Source organism: Streptococcus cristatus ATCC 51100 (genome assembly GCF_000222765.1).
GTDB lineage: Bacteria > Bacillota > Bacilli > Lactobacillales > Streptococcaceae > Streptococcus > Streptococcus cristatus.
In genome coordinates this window covers 100,045-117,710 of sequence record NZ_AFUE01000007.1, presented here as the reverse complement: position 1 = coordinate 117,710, position 17,666 = coordinate 100,045, and the positions used below count along the sequence as shown (strand labels likewise).

At 42.1% G+C, this 17,666-nt stretch carries 19 protein-coding genes and 1 pseudogene; 18 read left to right on the top strand and 2 right to left on the bottom strand.

Features of this window, described 5'->3' with window-relative positions:
* Nucleotides 1-22 precede the first annotated feature (22 nt).
* The 10 genes and pseudogenes from HMPREF9960_RS06110 to HMPREF9960_RS06070 all read left to right on the top strand — a co-directional run bounded on the left by HMPREF9960_RS06110 (nucleotide 23) and on the right by HMPREF9960_RS06070 (nucleotide 4,934).
* Complete coding sequence (locus HMPREF9960_RS06110) at nucleotides 23-1,084, top strand: M24 family metallopeptidase (protein ID WP_005591785.1); 1,062 nt, start codon at nucleotides 23-25, stop codon at nucleotides 1,082-1,084.
* A gap of 61 nt (nucleotides 1,085-1,145) precedes the next feature.
* Nucleotides 1,146-1,706, top strand: a complete 561-nt coding sequence (gene efp, locus HMPREF9960_RS06105; protein ID WP_005591786.1) for an elongation factor P — start codon at nucleotides 1,146-1,148, stop codon at nucleotides 1,704-1,706.
* A 30-nt stretch (nucleotides 1,707-1,736) separates the two neighbouring features.
* Complete coding sequence (locus tag HMPREF9960_RS06100; RefSeq protein WP_005591787.1) at nucleotides 1,737-2,126, top strand: Asp23/Gls24 family envelope stress response protein; 390 nt, start codon at nucleotides 1,737-1,739, stop codon at nucleotides 2,124-2,126.
* Nucleotides 2,119-2,556, top strand: coding sequence for a transcription antitermination factor NusB (nusB, locus tag HMPREF9960_RS06095; protein ID WP_005591788.1), 438 nt, complete (start codon nucleotides 2,119-2,121; stop codon nucleotides 2,554-2,556). The genes HMPREF9960_RS06100 and nusB overlap by 8 nt, the downstream gene beginning before the upstream one ends.
* Before the next feature lie 571 nt (nucleotides 2,557-3,127).
* Nucleotides 3,128-3,421: pseudogene (locus HMPREF9960_RS06090) on the top strand (transposase); the annotation flags it as partial.
* A 159-nt stretch (nucleotides 3,422-3,580) separates the two neighbouring features.
* Complete coding sequence (locus tag HMPREF9960_RS11070) at nucleotides 3,581-3,667, top strand: hypothetical protein (RefSeq protein WP_345908511.1); 87 nt, start codon at nucleotides 3,581-3,583, stop codon at nucleotides 3,665-3,667.
* 28 nt (nucleotides 3,668-3,695) lie between these two features.
* On the top strand, nucleotides 3,696-4,232 hold the full coding sequence (locus HMPREF9960_RS06085; RefSeq protein ID WP_005591790.1) for a GNAT family N-acetyltransferase: 537 nt from the start codon (nucleotides 3,696-3,698) through the stop codon (nucleotides 4,230-4,232).
* A 34-nt stretch (nucleotides 4,233-4,266) separates the two neighbouring features.
* Nucleotides 4,267-4,455 (top strand): hypothetical protein, encoded by a 189-nt coding sequence (locus HMPREF9960_RS06080; RefSeq protein ID WP_005591791.1) that lies wholly within the window; start codon nucleotides 4,267-4,269, stop codon nucleotides 4,453-4,455.
* Between the two features lie 2 nt (nucleotides 4,456-4,457).
* On the top strand, nucleotides 4,458-4,673 hold the full coding sequence (locus HMPREF9960_RS10820; RefSeq protein WP_005591792.1) for a hypothetical protein: 216 nt from the start codon (nucleotides 4,458-4,460) through the stop codon (nucleotides 4,671-4,673).
* Nucleotides 4,674-4,727: 54 nt separating this feature from the next.
* Nucleotides 4,728-4,934 carry a hypothetical protein gene (locus tag HMPREF9960_RS06070; RefSeq protein ID WP_037586275.1) on the top strand — a complete coding sequence of 69 codons (207 nt, stop codon included), beginning with the start codon at nucleotides 4,728-4,730 and terminating at the stop codon, nucleotides 4,932-4,934.
* 350 nt (nucleotides 4,935-5,284) lie between these two features.
* On the opposite strand, the gene HMPREF9960_RS06065 is transcribed toward HMPREF9960_RS06070, so the two are convergent.
* Both HMPREF9960_RS06065 and HMPREF9960_RS06060 read right to left on the bottom strand, forming a co-directional pair.
* The gene (locus HMPREF9960_RS06065; protein WP_005591794.1) at nucleotides 5,285-6,250 is read right to left on the bottom strand and encodes a LacI family DNA-binding transcriptional regulator; all 966 of its coding nucleotides are present in this window, start codon (nucleotides 6,248-6,250) and stop codon (nucleotides 5,285-5,287) included.
* On the bottom strand, nucleotides 6,231-7,685 hold the full coding sequence (locus HMPREF9960_RS06060; RefSeq protein ID WP_005591795.1) for a sucrose-6-phosphate hydrolase: 1,455 nt from the start codon (nucleotides 7,683-7,685) through the stop codon (nucleotides 6,231-6,233). The genes HMPREF9960_RS06065 and HMPREF9960_RS06060 overlap by 20 nt, the downstream gene beginning before the upstream one ends.
* Before the next feature lie 199 nt (nucleotides 7,686-7,884).
* Between HMPREF9960_RS06060 and HMPREF9960_RS06055 the strand changes: the two genes are divergently transcribed.
* From HMPREF9960_RS06055 to HMPREF9960_RS06020, 8 genes are all read left to right on the top strand, one after another.
* A complete protein-coding gene (locus tag HMPREF9960_RS06055; RefSeq protein ID WP_005591796.1) occupies nucleotides 7,885-9,771 on the top strand; it encodes a sucrose-specific PTS transporter subunit IIBC in 1,887 nt (628 codons plus the stop codon).
* Between the two features lie 159 nt (nucleotides 9,772-9,930).
* Complete coding sequence (gene scrK, locus HMPREF9960_RS06050) at nucleotides 9,931-10,830, top strand: fructokinase ScrK (protein WP_005591797.1); 900 nt, start codon at nucleotides 9,931-9,933, stop codon at nucleotides 10,828-10,830.
* An 80-nt stretch (nucleotides 10,831-10,910) separates the two neighbouring features.
* Nucleotides 10,911-11,321: a peptide deformylase gene (locus HMPREF9960_RS06045; protein WP_005591798.1), complete on the top strand. Its 411-nt coding sequence runs from the start codon at nucleotides 10,911-10,913 to the stop codon at nucleotides 11,319-11,321.
* A gap of 29 nt (nucleotides 11,322-11,350) precedes the next feature.
* On the top strand, nucleotides 11,351-11,920 hold the full coding sequence (locus HMPREF9960_RS06040; protein ID WP_005591799.1) for a hypothetical protein: 570 nt from the start codon (nucleotides 11,351-11,353) through the stop codon (nucleotides 11,918-11,920).
* Between the two features lie 238 nt (nucleotides 11,921-12,158).
* Nucleotides 12,159-12,617, top strand: coding sequence for a MarR family winged helix-turn-helix transcriptional regulator (locus tag HMPREF9960_RS06035; protein ID WP_005591800.1), 459 nt, complete (start codon nucleotides 12,159-12,161; stop codon nucleotides 12,615-12,617).
* Nucleotides 12,610-14,376 (top strand): ABC transporter ATP-binding protein, encoded by a 1,767-nt coding sequence (locus HMPREF9960_RS06030; RefSeq protein ID WP_037586253.1) that lies wholly within the window; start codon nucleotides 12,610-12,612, stop codon nucleotides 14,374-14,376. The genes HMPREF9960_RS06035 and HMPREF9960_RS06030 overlap by 8 nt, the downstream gene beginning before the upstream one ends.
* Complete coding sequence (locus HMPREF9960_RS06025) at nucleotides 14,366-16,123, top strand: ABC transporter ATP-binding protein (protein WP_005591802.1); 1,758 nt, start codon at nucleotides 14,366-14,368, stop codon at nucleotides 16,121-16,123. The genes HMPREF9960_RS06030 and HMPREF9960_RS06025 overlap by 11 nt, the downstream gene beginning before the upstream one ends.
* 411 nt (nucleotides 16,124-16,534) lie before the next feature.
* Nucleotides 16,535-17,629: a DUF4352 domain-containing protein gene (locus HMPREF9960_RS06020; protein WP_005591803.1), complete on the top strand. Its 1,095-nt coding sequence runs from the start codon at nucleotides 16,535-16,537 to the stop codon at nucleotides 17,627-17,629.
* The last annotated feature ends 37 nt before the right edge of the window (nucleotides 17,630-17,666 follow it).

Genomic DNA, 17,666 nt, shown 5'->3' with positions numbered 1-17,666 from the left:
ATTATTTTACGGAGGTTTTCTCATGTTATCAAGAGTTGAAAAATTTGAAGCAGCCTTGGCTCAGACAGAATGCGATGCTGTTTTAGTAACCAATCTGAAAAATATTTACTATCTGACTGGTTTCAGCGGGACAGAAGCGACGGTTTTCATCAGCAAGTCACGACGAATTTTCCTGACAGATTCTCGTTATACCTTGATTGCCAAGGGCGTGGTTGAGGGCTTTGATATTGTTGAAACACGGGATGCAGTTGGAGAAATTGCTAAAATCATTACAGACGACAAGTTGGCAAAAATCGGTTTTGATGATGAAATTTCCTATGCTTACTTCAAGATGCTGGAAAGTGTGTTTGCTGGTCATGAGCTGGTGCCGATGACAGCCTTTATCGAAAATTTGCGCATGATCAAGGATGAGCAAGAAATCGCGACTATTCGCAAGGCTTGCCAGATTTCTGATCAAGCCTTCCTAGACGTGCTGGACTTTATTAAGCCTGGTCAGACGACAGAGCTGGCTGTCATGAACTTTTTGGATGCTCGTATGCGCCAGTTAGGTGCTTCAGGTGCCTCCTTTGACTTCATCATCGCTTCGGGCTACCGTTCTGCTATGCCGCACGGTGTGGCTAGTGACAAGGTCATCCAAAATGGTGAAACCCTGACCATGGACTTTGGTTGCTACTACAATCACTATGTCAGCGATATGACGCGGACTGTTCATGTGGGGCAGGTGACGGATGAAGAGCGGGAAATTTATGATATTGTCCTGCGTAGCAATCAAGCCTTGATAGAAGCGGCTAAAGCTGGACTCAGCTGTATTGATTTTGACCGGATTCCTCGTCAAATTATCAACGATGCAGGCTACGGACCTTACTTCAGCCACGGAATTGGCCATGGTATTGGGCTGGATATCCATGAGATTCCTTACTTTGGCAAGTCAGAAGATCCGATTGAGGCCGGCATGGTTCTGACGGATGAACCGGGTATCTATCTGGATGGCAAATATGGCGTTCGGATCGAAGATGACCTTCTGATCACAGAGACTGGTTGTGAGGTCTTGACCCTTGCTCCAAAAGAATTGATTGTGATTTGAGAATTATCAAGCTTTATGGTAGAATAAAGAGTAAATTATTTATTAAAGAGGTAAAAAACAAATGATTGAAGCAAGTAAGCTGAAAGCTGGAATGACTTTTGAAACTGCTGATGGTAAATTGATCCGCGTCTTGGAAGCAAGTCACCACAAACCAGGTAAGGGAAATACTATCATGCGTATGAAATTGCGTGATGTTCGTACTGGTTCTACATTTGAGACTAGCTACCGTCCAGAAGAAAAATTTGAACAAGCGATCATCGAAACAGTACCAGCACAATACTTGTACCAAATGGATGGCACTGCCTATTTCATGAATACTGAGACTTATGACCAATACGAAATCCCAGTAGTCAACGTAGAGGAAGAATTGAAATACATCCTTGAAAACTCAGATGTGAAAATCCAATTCTACGGATCAGAAGTGATCGGTGTGACAGTACCTACAACTGTTGAATTGGTGGTAACAGAAACACAACCATCTATCAAGGGTGCTACTGTAACAGGTTCTGGTAAACCAGCAACTCTTGAAACAGGTCTTGTTGTTAACGTACCAGACTTCATCGAAGTTGGACAAAAATTGGTCATCAATACAGCAGAAGGAACTTACGTTTCTCGTGCGTAATTTCAATCTTTCATATAGAAAGGAATTCTTATGGCAAACGAACAATTAGGCGAAATCGTTATTGCGCCACGAGTCTTGGAAAAAATTATTGCCATTGCTACGGCTAAGGTAGAGGGCGTTCATTCTTTTGCAAATAAAAGCATGTCAGATAGCCTTTCTATGCGTACGCTTGGACGCGGTGTTGCGCTGCATACGGATGAAAGTGGCGACATATCAGTTGATATCTACCTATATCTGGAGTACGGTATCAGTGTACCAACAGTTGCAGTTGCAATTCAAAAAGCAGTCAAGAGTGCTGTAAGCGATATGGCTGAAGTGGAGCTGTCTGCTGTCAATATCCATGTGGCAGGCATTGTTCCAGAAAAATCACCAAAACCAGATTTGAAAGATCTATTTGATGAGGATTTCCTCAATGACTGATGTTTTGTTAGAATCTAGAAGAGAGCTACGTCAGCGGGCTTTTCAGGCTTTGATGAGTCTGGAGTATGAGGGTGATGCCATTGAGGCTTGCCGCTTTGCCTATACCTATGATAAGGACGAAGAAGAGACGGATGCTGAGGTCAATATTCCAGCATTTCTACTCAATTTGGTCACAGGAGTGCTCCAGTCCAAGGAAGAGTTAGATAAGAAAATCGCCCAGCACTTGAAAGCAGGCTGGACAGTTGAGCGTCTAACTTTGGTGGAAAAGAATATCCTGCGATTAGGCATCTTTGAAATGACAGAGTTCGATACTCCCGAGCGAGTAGCGGTCAATGAAGCCATTGAACTTTCCAAGCAATTTTCTGATGAAAAATCAAGTAAGTTTATCAATGGTATTTTAAGCCAATTTATAACAGAAGAAAAAGACTGAGACGACTGTCTCAGCTTTTTTGGTTTTTGATAGTTGCAGTTGCTGATAATTCTTAAAAAGTTTCCATTATAGCAACCTAGGTCTCGGCTGTTCACTTTTCCTATAGAATCATGGCAATCTAGGTCTCGGCTGTTCACTTTTCCTATAGAATCATGGCAATCTAGGCCTCGGCTGTTCATTTTTCCTATAGAATCGTGGTAATCTAGACTTCGAATGTGCTTTTCATCTTTATTTATAGGATAAATCGCTTTCGTTTCTTAGGATTTTTACTAGGTTTTTTAGAGATGAGGAATGGTCTAGTCAGTCTAAGTAAGAAAAGAAAGAGATAAGAGAAAAACGCCTTAAAAGCAGCCTCTTTAGAAGAGAGTTTTTGAGGGGAATCTTTGGATTTAATAACTATTTGAATAGGGCTATACGGGGAAATTTAAACTGATAGTAAACTTGATAATGTTGAAAAAATTCCTGTCTGTTTTTGTATAGTGGTAGTGTAAAATAAGTTGTGTAAACACAAAAAAGGAATAAATCCGTTATAGTAGAGTTGCGAAACATTACTAGAAAGAGATTTATTTCTATGACTCAGTTTACCACAGAACTACTTAACTTCCTAGCCCAACAGCAAGATATTGATGAATGTTGCCGTTCTTCTCTTGAAACAGCCATGAATGATCTTCTTCAAGCGGAGTTATCAGCCTTTTTAGGGGATGAGCCTTACGATAAAGTAGGCTATCATACTGGAAATAGTCGTAACGGAACCTATTCACGGAAATTTGAAACCAAATATGGGACTGTTCAGTTAACCATTCCAAGAGATCGTAATGGGAACTTTAGTTCAGCTTTGATCCCCGCTTATGGACGTCGCGATGACACTTGGAAATGTTCTGACACCCTTGAAAGCTTATTTGATTAACACTTCGTAACTCTACTTGAGCGTTTACACAGAATTATGGAATATATCTACAATTATCTAAAAGCTTGTAAGAAATAATAAAATAAAGTAATAAGAATGGTATAATAGGTAGAATACATATTTAGTCCTGATGGTCTTCCGATGAGAGGAGCGACTGTGATCGCTTTTATTGAATTGATAAATGAGAAGATTAAAGCGGTGTAGACAAATTAGAGATTGTAGGTGTGTTGAAATGGAAAAAGATATACAGTTATGTTTGATGGAAAAAGATGACCGAGAGCTGTTTATTTTGGATAATCAGGAAGCTTTTAACTACGGGGCTTTGGAGGAGTTTGGGTGTAGAGATAACCACTTTGAAGAAGATGGTCAAATCATTTCACGAGAGACCATCGAACAGTCCATTGACCACGGAAAGGCTTATCGTATTATTCTTGAAGAGAAAAAAGTTGGCGGTGCTGTAATTAAAGTTGATGGAGAAAAAGGAAGTTTAGACCTGCTATTCGTTTCCCCAGATGCTCACGGTAAGGGAGTTGGATATGCTGCTTGGTGTCAAATTGAAAAGTTACATCCAGAAGTCAAAATTTGGGAGACTATGACACCATACTTTGAGCAGCGTAATATACATTTTTATGTAAATAGATGTGGGTTTCATATTGTTGAATTTTTTAATAAATTTCATCCTGACCCAAATGAGCCAGAAGCGGATGTTAAGGAATTTGATGAGCAATTTCCAGACGGAATGTTTCGGTTTGAAAAAAGAATAGATTAAATTAGAAGTTGGAATTGCAATAGAGCGGTGCTTAATGACTATCTTAAAGATAATGCTAATAACGGTCAGTGTTGCATTTATTATGTTTGGATATGAGATCGCCCCAAGGGAGTATCTAATAGATTGTATTGTTAAAAGTTTTAAGGTACTTGAAAAATTCCAAGAAGGGGAAGAGCTTGGAGCAGGTGAATACATGGATTATTTGCAGATTACAGGAGGATAAGCATGACGATTGTTTTGATTTCAGTTATTATTGCATTTCTATATCATAAAATCGCAGAACATTTTAAGAATAGTTATATTGATTGTATTTTATTTCTATCATTGATTTTGTCTCATTTTATATGGGATTACTATTTCTTACCAATTGACATAGTAATAGCCCTCAGTGGAGTACATTTACTATCAAATTTCTTTGAAAAGGTAAGAAGTAAACAATGAAACTGATTTAGAGAGAGTCACCATGAAATGAAAGGTAAAAAGTTGGGTATTGAAATGAAACATTTTTTTGCAGGTCTTGGTGCCATAAACTTTGCTAGTTATCTAATTGCTATAGGTGTAGGATTGGCACCTCTCTTTCACATTTTTATAATCCGTTCGGAAATAAGTTTTGGGAAAATAGTATTGTCTATAATAGCTATACTTTTAATCATAATTTTAACGATTGCGCGAATTTATAGAAGATTTTTCTATGTAGATTAGTTTGATTTCCTTTAGAATTTGGGAAAACCTAATCTTTCTAAAAGAACGAACAATGATATTGAATGCAGGTGATAGCCTAAGGAAAACGGTAGTGACTATGAGACCAAAAAGTAATCAGGGATTGAACTGTGCAACTTAGGCCTCGGTTAGTTACTTTTCCTATAAAATCATTGCAGCCTAGGTCTCGGCTAGCTACTTCAAACTTAGTTATAAAAGAAAATCTTCCTAGACGGAGCTAACATTGAAGTAATTGCTAGGGATTAATGATATTAAAAGTCCCCCAAAAGTTGGTTTCTGCCAAACCTTTGGGGGATTCGTCAAGATGAAGGAATTTAGTGAGATCAAAAAAGTTATACGCTTTTGCCAGGCAAGAGGTTCACAGGCAGGAAGTAGCCGGTCGTTGTGACTTCTTGCTTGTCAATTTTTTGTAGCAATAAATCCACCAGAAGTTTGGCAATATCCTTCAGCGGCTGTTTAATAGTCGCTAATTGAGGATAATAGTTCTCCACAAAGTAGGTTCCGTCGTAGCCGATGATTTTTAAATCTTTTGGAATCTGGATGTTCAGCTCCTGAGCGACTTTCATCACTAAAATGGCTGTTAAATCATCTGAAGCAAAGATAGCATCTGGCTTCTCATGGGTTAAAATATGCTTGATTTCCATTTCCTTGCGGACGGGAGAATAATCGCTAGAGACATTGATGATTGGAGCGTCTGGTAGAACAGAGGCGAAGCCAGCATGGCGCAGCCCAGTTGGGGAATTGGAGTTGTCATTACCAGTAATCATGATGATATTTTGAGCGCCAGCCTTGACCAAGGTCTGAGCAGCCAGCACTCCACCACCATAGTTGTCTGAGGAGACAACTGGAATATCTGGTGAAAGGTTACGGTCAAAGGAAATGATAGGAGCAGTTACGCGATTATAGTCTTCGATGCCTAGATTATGACTGCCGGAGATGATACCATCCACCTGATTGGCCTCCAGCATCTCAAGGTACTCACGCTCCTTGTCTGAGTCATGCTCGCTATTGCAGATGATGGTTTTATAGCCCTGTTTAAAGAGCTCATGCTCTAGCTTGCCAATCAATTCTGCATAAAAGACATTGCTGATATTTGGGAAAATGAGTCCAATTAGCTTGGCTGATTTTCCTTGGAGGCTGCGCGCCAGATTGTTGGGCTTGTAGGCCAATTCTCGCATGGCTGCTTCAACCTTGGAAATCGTTTTGTCGGATAAGTAGCCCTTCCTATTGATGACGCGGGAAACAGTTGTAGGGCTGACTCCTGCTAGTTTTGCTACATCAGTTAGCTTTGCGACCATAATCTAATTCATAGTAAGTACCGGTTGGATTGCCCTTGGTAATGGCAATGCCTGTCTGGTCTTCTCTCGGGAAGACACGGCCGGAAAATACTTTCTCTCCTTTATTGATGAAAATTTCAAAAATCGATTTATCGATGAAGATAGTAGCGCTCGTTGCTTCCTTGCCAATATCACAGCTTCGGCTGGTTCCAAAGTCCAGAGCGAATGGCTCGCCCGCTTGACTGCGATCAACTGTCACTTGTCCTTCCTTGAGGTCGAAGTTGATGCGTAGCCCCTTGCCGTCCTTGTCTGCAAAGAGGACGATTTCATGTTCGGTGTCCGTAGCGAGCTTTAGCTTTAGTTCGTAGCTGTTCTTGCTTTCTGCCAGAGGAGTGAAAGGCTGTTCCTCTGCTCGCAAATTCTTGATAGCAGGCACTGGGTATTGGTAGAGCTTGCCGTCTTTCAGGGTTAATTCCTTGACGAGAGAGAAGACACCCTGATGGTCGAAGCGGTCAGATGGGTATTCGACATCAGGCAAACCTAGCCAGCTGACAGCCAGAGCACGACCGTCAGGTGCGTTAAAGGCTTGGGTCGCGTAGCAGTCGAAACCATAATCCAGATTTTGGATAGGGCTAGGATTAATCATAGCAGCTTGATTTGTGTCAAACGATTGACCTATTTTATACATATTTGGATAAATGTTGCCATAGTCCAGTACGTCCTTAGACAAACCTTGAGGGCAGTAGAGCAGGATTGGCTGGTCATTGATAAAGACTAGATTAGGACACTCCATCATATAGGCCGTCTTGTCATTGGCAAAGTCCAAATCGCCAACGGCTTCCCAGTTGGTATAGTCGTTATCAATTGCCTTGTAAAGCTTGACATAGCCTTGTTTATCTAGATTTTGCCCACCGACAATGGCATAGAATTGCCCTTTGTAATTGAAAATCTGTGGATCGCGGAAGTGGTCGGTCGCTTCAGCAGGCTGCTCAATCAAAACCTTGCCGATTTTTTCGAGCTTGCCTGATTTGTCTAACAAGGCACCGATTTGATAGGGGTGACGCACCCAATTTTCATCACGAACATTGCCAGTGTAGAAGAGAAAGAGCTTGTCGTCAAACTGCATGGCAGAGCCTGAGTAGGCACCGTGGCTGTCCAGAGCAGTATCTGGCAGCACCCGAAGGCCGGTTTCAGTGAAGTGAACTAGGTCATCGCTTTCTAATTGAACCCAGCACTTGAGACCGTGGGCAGCCCCGAAAGGAAAGTTTTGGTAGAAAACCACCCACTTGCCGTCAAAATAAGAGAAGCCGTTGGGGTCATTGAGCAGACCTGTCTGAGGCTCCACATGGTAGTTAGTCCGCCAAGGAGATTTAGCGATGTTTTCTTTGATCTGCTGTAGCTCTTCCTGAGTCCAGTCTTCATAGCGTTTGTAGCGTTTTTCAGTCGTCCAAGCCAATCTTTTGTCCTCCGAATCATATTATTTCTTATTACTATAGTAAACGTTTTCTGCTGAAAAATCAACATTTAATAGTAAAAAAATATTTTTTCTGCAAAACGCTTGACATATCTCTGAATCATGGTAAAATAATATTCGTAAAGGTGATAAAATCGCTTTCAAAAAGTTTTACAATATTTTTATAAGGAGATTTTTGCAAATGAACAATACTGAAATTGCAAAAAAGGTCATCGAAGCCTTGGGTGGACGTGAGAACGTTAACAGTGTAGCCCACTGTGCGACTCGTCTGCGCGTTATGGTTAAAGATGAAGGAAAGATCGACAAAAATACTGTCGAGAATCTAGAAAAAGTTCAGGGAGCTTTCTTTAACTCAGGCCAATACCAAATCATCTTTGGTACTGGTACGGTTAATAAAATCTATGACGAAGTTGTAGCCTTAGGTTTGCCAACTTCATCAAAAGATGACATGAAAGCAGAAGCTGCTAAGCAAGGGAATTGGTTCCAACGTGCCATCCGTACTTTCGGTGATGTCTTTGTACCAATCATCCCAGTTATCGTAGCAACTGGTCTCTTCATGGGTGTTCGTGGTCTCTTGAACGCTCTTGGAATGACGCTTCCAGATGATGTAACGACCTATACTCAAATCTTAACAGATACAGCCTTCATTATCCTACCAGGTTTGGTGGTTTGGTCAACCTTCCGTGTATTCGGTGGAAATCCAGCCGTTGGTATCGTTCTTGGTATGATGCTTGTTTCAGGCTCACTTCCAAATGCTTGGGCTGTTGCTTCTGGTGGTGAAGTGACTGCAATGAAATTCTTCGGCTTCATCCCAGTCGTTGGTTTGCAAGGTTCTGTTCTTCCAGCCTTCATTATCGGGGTTGTCGGAGCTAAGTTTGAAAAAGCTGTCCGTAAGGTTGTGCCAGATGTCTTGGATCTTTTGGTCACACCATTTGTAACCCTTTTGGTGATGTCAATTCTTGGACTTTTCGTGATCGGACCAGTCTTCCACGTTGTTGAAAACTACATCCTTATTGGTACAAAAGCTATTCTTGGTTTGCCATTCGGTCTAGGTGGTTTGCTGATCGGCGGAGTTCACCAATTGATTGTCGTATCAGGTGTACACCATATCTTCAACTTGCTTGAAGTACAATTGCTCGCAGCTGACCATGCTAACCCATTCAACGCTATCATCACTGCAGCTATGACAGCTCAAGGTGCTGCAACCGTTGCTGTTGGTGTCAAAACTAAAAATCCTAAACTTAAAACTCTTGCCTTCCCAGCTGCTCTCTCTGCCTTCCTTGGTATTACAGAGCCTGCCATCTTCGGGGTTAACTTGCGTTACCGCAAACCATTCTTCCTTTCATTGATCGCTGGTGCTGTCGGTGGTGGATTGGCTTCTATCCTTGGACTTGCTGGTACTGGTAATGGTATCACCATCATCCCAGGTACCATGCTTTACATCGGTAATGGACAGCTCTTCCAATATCTCTTCATGGTAGCTGTATCATTTGCTCTTGGTTTTGCTCTTACTTACATGTTTGGTTACGAAGATGAAGCTGAAGTTGCTACAAATGCTACTACAGAGCGCCTTGTCGAAGAAGAAACAACTGGTAATGTTCCAGCAGCTCTCCAAGATGAAACAATCATTTCTCCAATTGTTGGTAGTGCAGTAGCTTTGAGCGATGTAAATGATCCTGTTTTCTCAAGCGGAGCTATGGGTCAAGGGATTGCGATCAAACCAACTGAAGGTGTCGTTTATGCCCCAGCCGATGCGGAAGTGACAATTGCTTTTGCGACAGGCCATGCCTATGGTTTGAAGACAGCTAATGGTGCTGAAATCTTGATCCACGTTGGTATTGACACAGTTTCTATGAATGGCGAAGGATTTGATCAAAAAGTTTCTCAAGGTTCTAAAGTCAAAGCTGGCGATATTATTGGAACTTTTGATTCAGCTAAAATCGCAGCAGCTGGTCTGGATGACACGACTATGGTTATCGTGACTAACACAGCTGACTACGCATCTGTGACTCCAGTAGCAGAAGGAACTGTTGCTAAAGGCGATGCGATTATTGAAGTGAAAGCTTAATCTTAGCTAGACAAAGTCAACAAAGTAAAACGAACAACTTATGTTTGTTCGTTTTTTACTTGATTGCTAAGATTTACAGAGGAAAATCTAAAATATAGAGCCATTTCCAATAGGGAAATATGCTATAATGGAGTATAAAGAATACAAGAGGTGTTTGAAATGACAAAATTGTACGGAAGTTTAGAAGCCGGTGGAACGAAGTTTATCTGTGCTGTGGGCGATGAAAATTTTAATGTTGTAGAAAAAACACAGTTTCCTACGACCACGCCGATTGAGACGTTAGATAAAACGGTTGAGTTTTTCTCTCGTTTTGATAATTTAGCAGGTCTGGCAGTGGGCTCTTTCGGTCCTATTGATATTGATCCTAATTCAAAAACATATGGCTACATTACGACAACTCCAAAACCACATTGGGCCAATGTAGACATCGTAGGAGCGCTTCGTCGTGCTTTGAATGTGCCTATTTACTTTACGACAGATGTCAACAGCTCTGCCTATGGTGAAGTTGTAGCCCGTAATAATGCTGGCGGTCGCATTGAAAATCTGGTTTATTATACGATTGGAACGGGAATTGGCGCTGGTGCTATCCAACGTGGTGAATTTGTTGGGGGGACAGGCCACCCAGAAATGGGTCACTACTATGTGGCTAAGCACCCGATGGATGAAGAAAAAGGCTTTAATGGCGTTTGTCCTTTCCACAAGGGATGTTTGGAAGGCTTAGCAGCTGGTCCTAGCTTAGAAGCGCGGACTGGTGTGCGTGGTGAAAATATTGAGCTCAATAATTCTGTCTGGGATATTCAGGCTTACTATATTGCGCAGGCAGCTATTCAAGCAACGGTGACCTTCCGTCCAGATGTCATTGTCTTTGGTGGTGGTGTGATGGCGCAGCAGCACATGTTGGATCGTGTTCGTGAGAAATTCACTGTTCTGCTCAATGGTTATCTGCCAGTGCCAGATGTGCGTGACTACATTGTCACACCGGCTGTCGCAGGAAATGGCTCAGCCACACTAGGAAATTTTGTCCTCGCAAAAGATATTAGTGAACGCTATGCAAAATAAGTAAACAAGGCGTTGAGAGTGTTCAAATAAACGAAGGAGGCTGAGATAGGGAATCCAGCCTCTTCCATTTGAGGTGAAGTATGCAAAAATCAATTGTGAAAGATCCTTTCTTTTTACAGCAAAAATCAGTCCCTGCCACGAAAGTTGATCTATTTTTGGCTCAGGACTTGCAGGATACCTTGTTGGCTCATAGAGAGTCTTGTGTCGGTCTTGCTGCCAATATGATCGGTTCCCAAAAGCGGGTGATTATTTTTATGTATGTCATGCTGCCCATGGTCATGTTTAATCCAGTTCTCATTCAGAAGTCTGGCCCTTATGAAACGGAAGAAGGCTGTCTGTCTTTGGCTGGAAGTCGACCAACCATTCGCTATCAGAAAATCACGGTCGAATATCTGGATCAGAATTGGCTGAAGAAGACCATTACTTTAGAGGATTTTCCAGCGCAAATCTGCCAGCACGAATTGGACCATTTGGAAGGAATTCTCATATAGGCAATGTATCTGGAAAGGATAGGAATAGAATGAAAGTATATCAGCGCGATGGAGCAAGATTTTATGCCATAGGCTTTTTCTTACTCTTTGCTATCTTTTTTATCATGTCTTTTGTATCTATGGATAAGGCCTCCCTTGAGTCAACAAGTCAAAATAGTAGCAATCAACTGGTTCATAGGAGTCCTACCAGCAAAGAAGACCAAAGAAGCAGGCAGACTACTGAAGAAAGTAACAATATCTTCAATCCGCTCTATTTTGGAATGGGCATAACCGCTATTTTTATGATCGTTCTAGGCTATATTTCGAATCATAAACCACCAATTTTAGAGATGGATGAGATGGGAATAAGGCTGAGAGGCTTATCTGCTAAAAGAGAGAAGTACTTCTTGTGGCAGGAGATTGAGCAAATTGAATACGACATATCTCGACCTAGGATGAGATCTTCCGAACCGACCAGTCGAATTTTATATTTCTATCCTAAAAATCAAGAGGAGAGTGCGGTCTCTTTGGACTTGGCTGATGTGAAAAATACTAGCTTCAATGAACTTCATCAAGAAATTTCCCAACTTGCTCCTCATGTCAAGTGGCTATTTCCATAGAATGAATGATGAGGAAGATTATTCTAGAGCAGGGATTTGCTATTCTTGTTTCGATTAAAAATATTAAGATTAAAAAGCCTTTGGATTGGTAGAACTGGGACTCTTGGTTCCAGTTTATTTTTTTATTAAAAATAGTTCTCATAGAAACTTTTTCTTGACATCTGCTTTTCATGTGGTAAAATAGTTCTCATGAAAACTAATTAGTTCTCGTGAGAATTAATTTAGAAAGGAAGAATTGATGGAAAAGCCTTTATTAGAAATGAAGCGTTTTGGCCGAAAGATTCATCTCATGGTAGAGAAACTTGCTAAGGAGCAAGGGATTGAGTCCATGGCTGGGCCGCAGGGGCAGGTCTTGCATATTGTTGCCCATCGCGCGGAAGAAGGCAAGGACACGCTTATCAAGGATATTGAGCAGGAGTTGGATATTTCCAAATCGGTGGCCTCTAACTTAATGAAACGGATGGAGAAGAATGGCTTTATCCAGCTGGAAGTTAGCAAAACGGACAAGCGGGCCAAGTATATCCGCCTTACTCCGCAGTCGCAGGAAAGAATGAAGAAAATCCGTGACTTTTTTGGTGAAATAGATCGGTCTATTTTGAATGGTGTTTCTGAGCAGGAGCTGTTGATTTTTTCTCAAGTCATGGCCAAGTTTTATCAGAATATCGAAAGTTTAGAAAATGGAGGGAAAGATGATTAAGCTATTTAAACGGCTGACGGTAAGGGAAGTGAGCATGATTGTTCTCAGTGTGCTCTTCACCTTCCTGACGGTTTATTTGGAATTAGAGGTTCCAACCTATATTTCGACGATTACAGAGCTACTACAAACGCCGGGAACAGTTTTAGCAGATTTGTGGGAACCGGGATTGAAAATGCTCGGCTTATCCTTTGCTAGTTTGCTGTCAGCTATTGTGGTTGGCTTTTTTGCCGCTCGTATAGCAGCTAGCTTTACTCAGAGTTTGCGGAGCGATATTTTCAACCGTGTGCTGGATTATTCGCAGACAGAGATTAAGAAATTTTCAATTCCTAGTTTGCTGACTCGGACAACGAATGACATTACTCAGGTACAGACCTTAATCACCATGGGGTTGCAGGTGGTGACCAGGGGGCCGATTATGGCGATTTGGGCCATTACTAAGATTATCGGTAAGTCCGAGAACTGGCTGATTGCTGTTCTTATTGCTGTGATTGTCAATGTTCTAATGACAGTAGTTTTGGTTACACTGGCCTTTCCCAAGCAGTCAGTGGCGCAGCGTTTGGTCGATAAGCTAAATAGCGTCACTAGAGAGAGTCTGACTGGGATTCGCGTGGTTCGAGCTTATAATGCTGAGGATTATCAGGATGAGAAATTTGCGGTGGCCAATGATGAAGTGACTCGCCTTAACCTCTTCATTAATCGTTTGATGGCTATGATGAATCCAGTTATGATGGGGATTTCTAGCGGTTTGACACTGGCTATTTACTGGATTGGTGCTTATTTGATTCAGGAGGCTGGGCTGCAGGAGCGTCTCCCGCTCTTCAGTGACATGGTCGTCTTTATGTCCTATGCTATGCAGGTTGTGATGGGCTTCTTGCTCATGGGTGCCCTCTTTATCGTCCTGCCTCGGACCATTGTATCGGCTGACCGGATTAATGAGGTGCTGGATCTGCATTCTTCTATCACCAGTCCAGAACATCCTAAGGCAGCAACAGATAGCAAAGGAGAGGTGGTCTTTCGAGATGTGTCCTTCCGCTATTCCAAGAATTCTGAAGCGGTCATTGAGCATGTCAGCTTTACAGCGCATGCTGGTGATACTGTAGCCTTTATCGGCTCAACTGGTTCAGGGAAATCTACTCTTGTCAATCTCATCCCTCGTTTCTACGATGTGACAGAAGGAGAGATTCTGGTAGATGGCGTCAATGTTCAGGATTACCAGCTAGAAGACCTACGCAATAAGGTTGGCTACATCCCGCAAAAGGCGGTGCTTTTCTCTGGTGATATCGAGAGCAATCTGGACTTCGGTCAAAGCAAAGAAAGCCCGCTGAATGAGCAGAAAATGTGGGAAGCTCTTGACCTAGCTCAGGCCAAGCCTTTTGTTCAAGAGAAGGAAAAGGGGCTGAAAGCAGAAGTGGCTCAAAGCGGGACCAACTTCTCTGGTGGTCAGCGTCAGCGTTTGGCCATTGCCAGAGCTTTGGCTCGTAAGCCAGAAATCCTCATCTTTGACGACTCCTTCTCAGCGCTAGACTATAAGACAGACCGCATTTTGCGCAAGGAACTGGCTGAGCGAACGCAGGATATGACCAAGCTGATCGTAGCACAGCGGATTTCTACCATCATGGATGCGGATCAAATCTTGGTCTTGGATGCTGGTAAGGTAGTCGGTCAAGGTACCCACCGAGAGCTTTTGGCAAATAACGCGGTTTATCAAGAAATTGCCTACTCACAACTATCCAAGGAGGAATTAGAAAATGGAAAATAAGAAGTCTTCATTATTTAACCAGATGCGGCCTTATCTCAAAGGCTTCCAGCTTCCTCTTGCTTTGGCATTTGTGGGAGCTATCTTGTCGAATATTATCACGGTTTATGGACCAAATAAATTAAAAGAAATTACTAATCTTATTTCAGAAGGTCTGGGCAGCAATATTGATTTAAAAGCTGTGTCTCAGATTGCCTTTCTCCTCGCTATTCTATATGCAGTCGGAGCTCTGCTCAACTACGGTCAGTCCTTTATCATCAGTACGGTTGTCCAGTATTTCTCCAAGCGGTTACGGACGGCCATTGCGGAGAAAATTAACAAGCTTCCCTTGAGCTATTTCGATGGGCATTCTCAGGGGGATACGCTGTCGCGCGTGACTAACGACGTGGATACGGTTGGCCAATCTCTTAACCAGAGTTTGGGAAGTGTTATCTCTTCTAGCTTGCTTTTGGTGGCTGTGGTTTTGACTATGTTCTTCATGAACTGGATTTTAGCTTTGGTGACCATCTTGGCTACTGTAGTCGGTTTTGTCTTTGTCGGCCTCATCATGGGCAAGTCTCAGGGCTATTTCACTGCTCAACAAAACGATTTAGCTGCTGTTAACGGCTATGTGGAGGAGATGTACTCCGGTCATAATGTTGTTACCAGTTATAATGCCATTGAACAGTCAAAGGAGCGTTTTGCAGTTCTCAATCATAATCTCTATAATAGTATTTGGAAGTCTCAATTTATCTCTGGCATGATGATGCCGCTCATGTTCTTTACGGGGAATTTTGCCTATGTGCTGGTTATTTTGGTCGGTGCTGCTCTGGCGATTAATGGTTCTATTAGCATTGGGATAATTGTTGCCTTTATGGTTTATGTGCGGACCTTCTCTCAGCCTTTGTCACAGATTGCACAAGGAATCACTGTTTTGCAGCAGGCCGGTGCAGCACTGGTTCGTGTCTTTGAATTTCTAGCTGAGCCTGAGATGGAAGACGAGCAGCATAAAGAGCAGCAGCTTACTGCTGTCAAGGGAGATGTTGCCTTTGAAGATGTCTTCTTTGGCTACAAGCCAGACCAGACGATTATTCATAATTTCTCAGCCCAGGCCAAGGCTGGACAGAAGATTGCTATTGTCGGCCCGACGGGTGCTGGTAAGACGACCATTGTTAATCTGCTCATGAAGTTCTATGAAATTGACAAAGGGCGTATTAGCATTGATGGTATAGATATTAAGGATATGAAGCGCTCAGAGGTTCACGATGCTTTTTCAATGGTCTTGCAGGATACCTGGCTCTTTGAAGGAACTATCCGAGAAAACTTGATGTACAATCAGGAGCATGTGACAGATGAAGCAGTTATTGCCGCAGCGAAGGCGGTCGGTGTTCATCACTTTATCATGACTCTGCCGCAGGGCTATGATACGGTGCTGGATGACACGGTCAACTTATCGGTTGGTCAGCAGCAGCTATTGACAATCGCTCGTGCTCTGCTGAAAGATGCGCCGCTCTTGATATTGGATGAGGCAACTTCGTCAGTCGATACGCGGACGGAGGAGCTGATTCAAAAAGCCATGGACAAACTTATGGAGGGGCGGACTTCCTTTGTTATTGCTCACCGCCTGTCCACTATCCGTAATGCAGATCTTATCTTGGTCATGCGCGATGGAAATATCATTGAGCAGGGCAACCACGATGAACTCATGGATCACAATGGCTTCTATGCGGACCTCTATAATAGTCAGTTTGAGGAAGGTGAAGTAGCTTAAGGATAGCAATGGAATATTCTACTAAAAAAATGGAGGCTGGGACAAAAGTCCTAGCCTCTCAATTGTCTTTGGATTGTCGAGCGAGACGTAGTGGTTGAGTGGGCTCTACTACGCTGATTTCATCAGCTTTTACAGCCCTACTCAACTGTGCGGAGGTGGGACGACGAAATCGAATTCTAACGAATTACCGATTTCTGTCCCACTCTCTTTTTTGTAAGCAATTCTTTATATGGGCGATAGGCGTTTTGCATGTTTTATTTAAGATTGCACTTTTCAAGTTTTTCAGATGTTTGGTCATTCTAGCGATTGCGAAGGTACATTTTTATATATCTATAATTTCAAACGCTATTTACCAGTTTAGCCAAGTATGATAAAATAGAAAAGTCACAGCATTAAGAAATTAAGGAGACAATGATGAAAAAAGTATTTAAATACACAGCCTTGCTTGTGGCAGGTGTGAGCTTAACAGCCTGTGCCTTGCTTCCAAGTCCAAATAAAAAACATTCTGGTAAGCCAAGCCAGGAAACGACTGTCAAAAAATCAGCCAGCAATGGGCAGGTTGATATCCAGATTAAGGATGGTCAGTTCATTATGCCAAGCAACGGATCAGCTGATGCCAAATACTTGGCCTTGTCTTTGGAAATTAAAAATAAAACAAATGATAAGATTATGATTTCCTCCTCAGACATTGCTTTTTATGATTCAGAGGGAGAAAAGATCCAGCCGGTCGGAGTCTATGATGACAAAGAAAATTTTAAAACACTGAGCTATGAAGATTTAGCGGAAGGAAAGACTCTTTCTGGTAATCTGGTCTTTAAGGTTGAAGATGGCAAGAAATATGAACTTCACTATGAGAAGAAAACCTATAGCTCGGATGAAAAAGTAGAAGCTATCAAACTAAAGGTTGATCCTGCGAAATATCCTAATCACGTTGACGAATCAAAGAAATTAGCTTCTGATTACCTCAATGCTGTTTTCTTGGGAGGAGAAGCAAAGACAAAATCTTCTAAAGACAAAGGCGATTTGGTCTTAGGCGGCGATTTGGAGCAAGATAAAAAAGATTATAGAGCAGCTTTTGCAGCAGATTTTACACGTAAATTGCATGATTATCCCTTTAGTGAGGATGAAATCAATGCTTTCATTGATGCCTATGTGAAAAGTAATGCCAAACGCTCAGAAATTGATTACACAGTAGCCCAGTACATGCCAAATTCAATCGTTATCAAGATCAAACCGAGAACGGTCAGTCTAAATAAAACCATGTATACCTACCGTCAAGATTTTTATGATAAGCATCGTTCTGAATATGGAAGTCTGAGTGACGTCTATAAAGCTACCGATAAGAGCTATGCTAATGATATGATGGCTGGAATGGATTCACGTCCTCTCCTCACGCCAGAGCGAGATTATCAGTTGAAATTTGTCAAAACAGATGGCAAATGGGTTCTAGAACGTGATTATTCTTATGAATCCATCGTCAGAGCTTTTGAAGGTGATATATCCTAATAGCAAGATGAGAGGGCAGATTCTTCATTCTGCTCTC

Bases quoted from the DNA above. Each gene is read 5' to 3' on its own strand.
- HMPREF9960_RS06070 (WP_037586275.1), top strand. From the start codon at position 4,728: ATGAAACATTTTTTTGCAGGTCTTGGTGCCATAAACTTTGCTAGTTAT.
- HMPREF9960_RS06055 (WP_005591796.1), top strand. From the start codon at position 7,885: ATGAACAATACTGAAATTGCAAAAAAGGTCATCGAAGCCTTGGGTGGA.
- HMPREF9960_RS06065 (WP_005591794.1), bottom strand. From the start codon at position 6,250: ATGGTCGCAAAGCTAACTGATGTAGCAAAACTAGCAGGAGTCAGCCCT.
- HMPREF9960_RS06040 (WP_005591799.1), top strand. From the start codon at position 11,351: ATGAAAGTATATCAGCGCGATGGAGCAAGATTTTATGCCATAGGCTTT.
- HMPREF9960_RS06030 (WP_037586253.1), top strand. From the start codon at position 12,610: ATGATTAAGCTATTTAAACGGCTGACGGTAAGGGAAGTGAGCATGATT.
- HMPREF9960_RS06110 (WP_005591785.1), top strand. From the start codon at position 23: ATGTTATCAAGAGTTGAAAAATTTGAAGCAGCCTTGGCTCAGACAGAA.
- HMPREF9960_RS06025 (WP_005591802.1), top strand. From the start codon at position 14,366: ATGGAAAATAAGAAGTCTTCATTATTTAACCAGATGCGGCCTTATCTC.
- HMPREF9960_RS06085 (WP_005591790.1), top strand. From the start codon at position 3,696: ATGGAAAAAGATATACAGTTATGTTTGATGGAAAAAGATGACCGAGAG.
- HMPREF9960_RS10820 (WP_005591792.1), top strand. From the start codon at position 4,458: ATGACGATTGTTTTGATTTCAGTTATTATTGCATTTCTATATCATAAA.
- nusB (WP_005591788.1), top strand. From the start codon at position 2,119: ATGACTGATGTTTTGTTAGAATCTAGAAGAGAGCTACGTCAGCGGGCT.
- efp (WP_005591786.1), top strand. From the start codon at position 1,146: ATGATTGAAGCAAGTAAGCTGAAAGCTGGAATGACTTTTGAAACTGCT.
- HMPREF9960_RS06100 (WP_005591787.1), top strand. From the start codon at position 1,737: ATGGCAAACGAACAATTAGGCGAAATCGTTATTGCGCCACGAGTCTTG.
- HMPREF9960_RS06020 (WP_005591803.1), top strand. From the start codon at position 16,535: ATGATGAAAAAAGTATTTAAATACACAGCCTTGCTTGTGGCAGGTGTG.
- HMPREF9960_RS06080 (WP_005591791.1), top strand. From the start codon at position 4,267: ATGACTATCTTAAAGATAATGCTAATAACGGTCAGTGTTGCATTTATT.
- scrK (WP_005591797.1), top strand. From the start codon at position 9,931: ATGACAAAATTGTACGGAAGTTTAGAAGCCGGTGGAACGAAGTTTATC.
- HMPREF9960_RS06035 (WP_005591800.1), top strand. From the start codon at position 12,159: ATGGAAAAGCCTTTATTAGAAATGAAGCGTTTTGGCCGAAAGATTCAT.
- HMPREF9960_RS06045 (WP_005591798.1), top strand. From the start codon at position 10,911: ATGCAAAAATCAATTGTGAAAGATCCTTTCTTTTTACAGCAAAAATCA.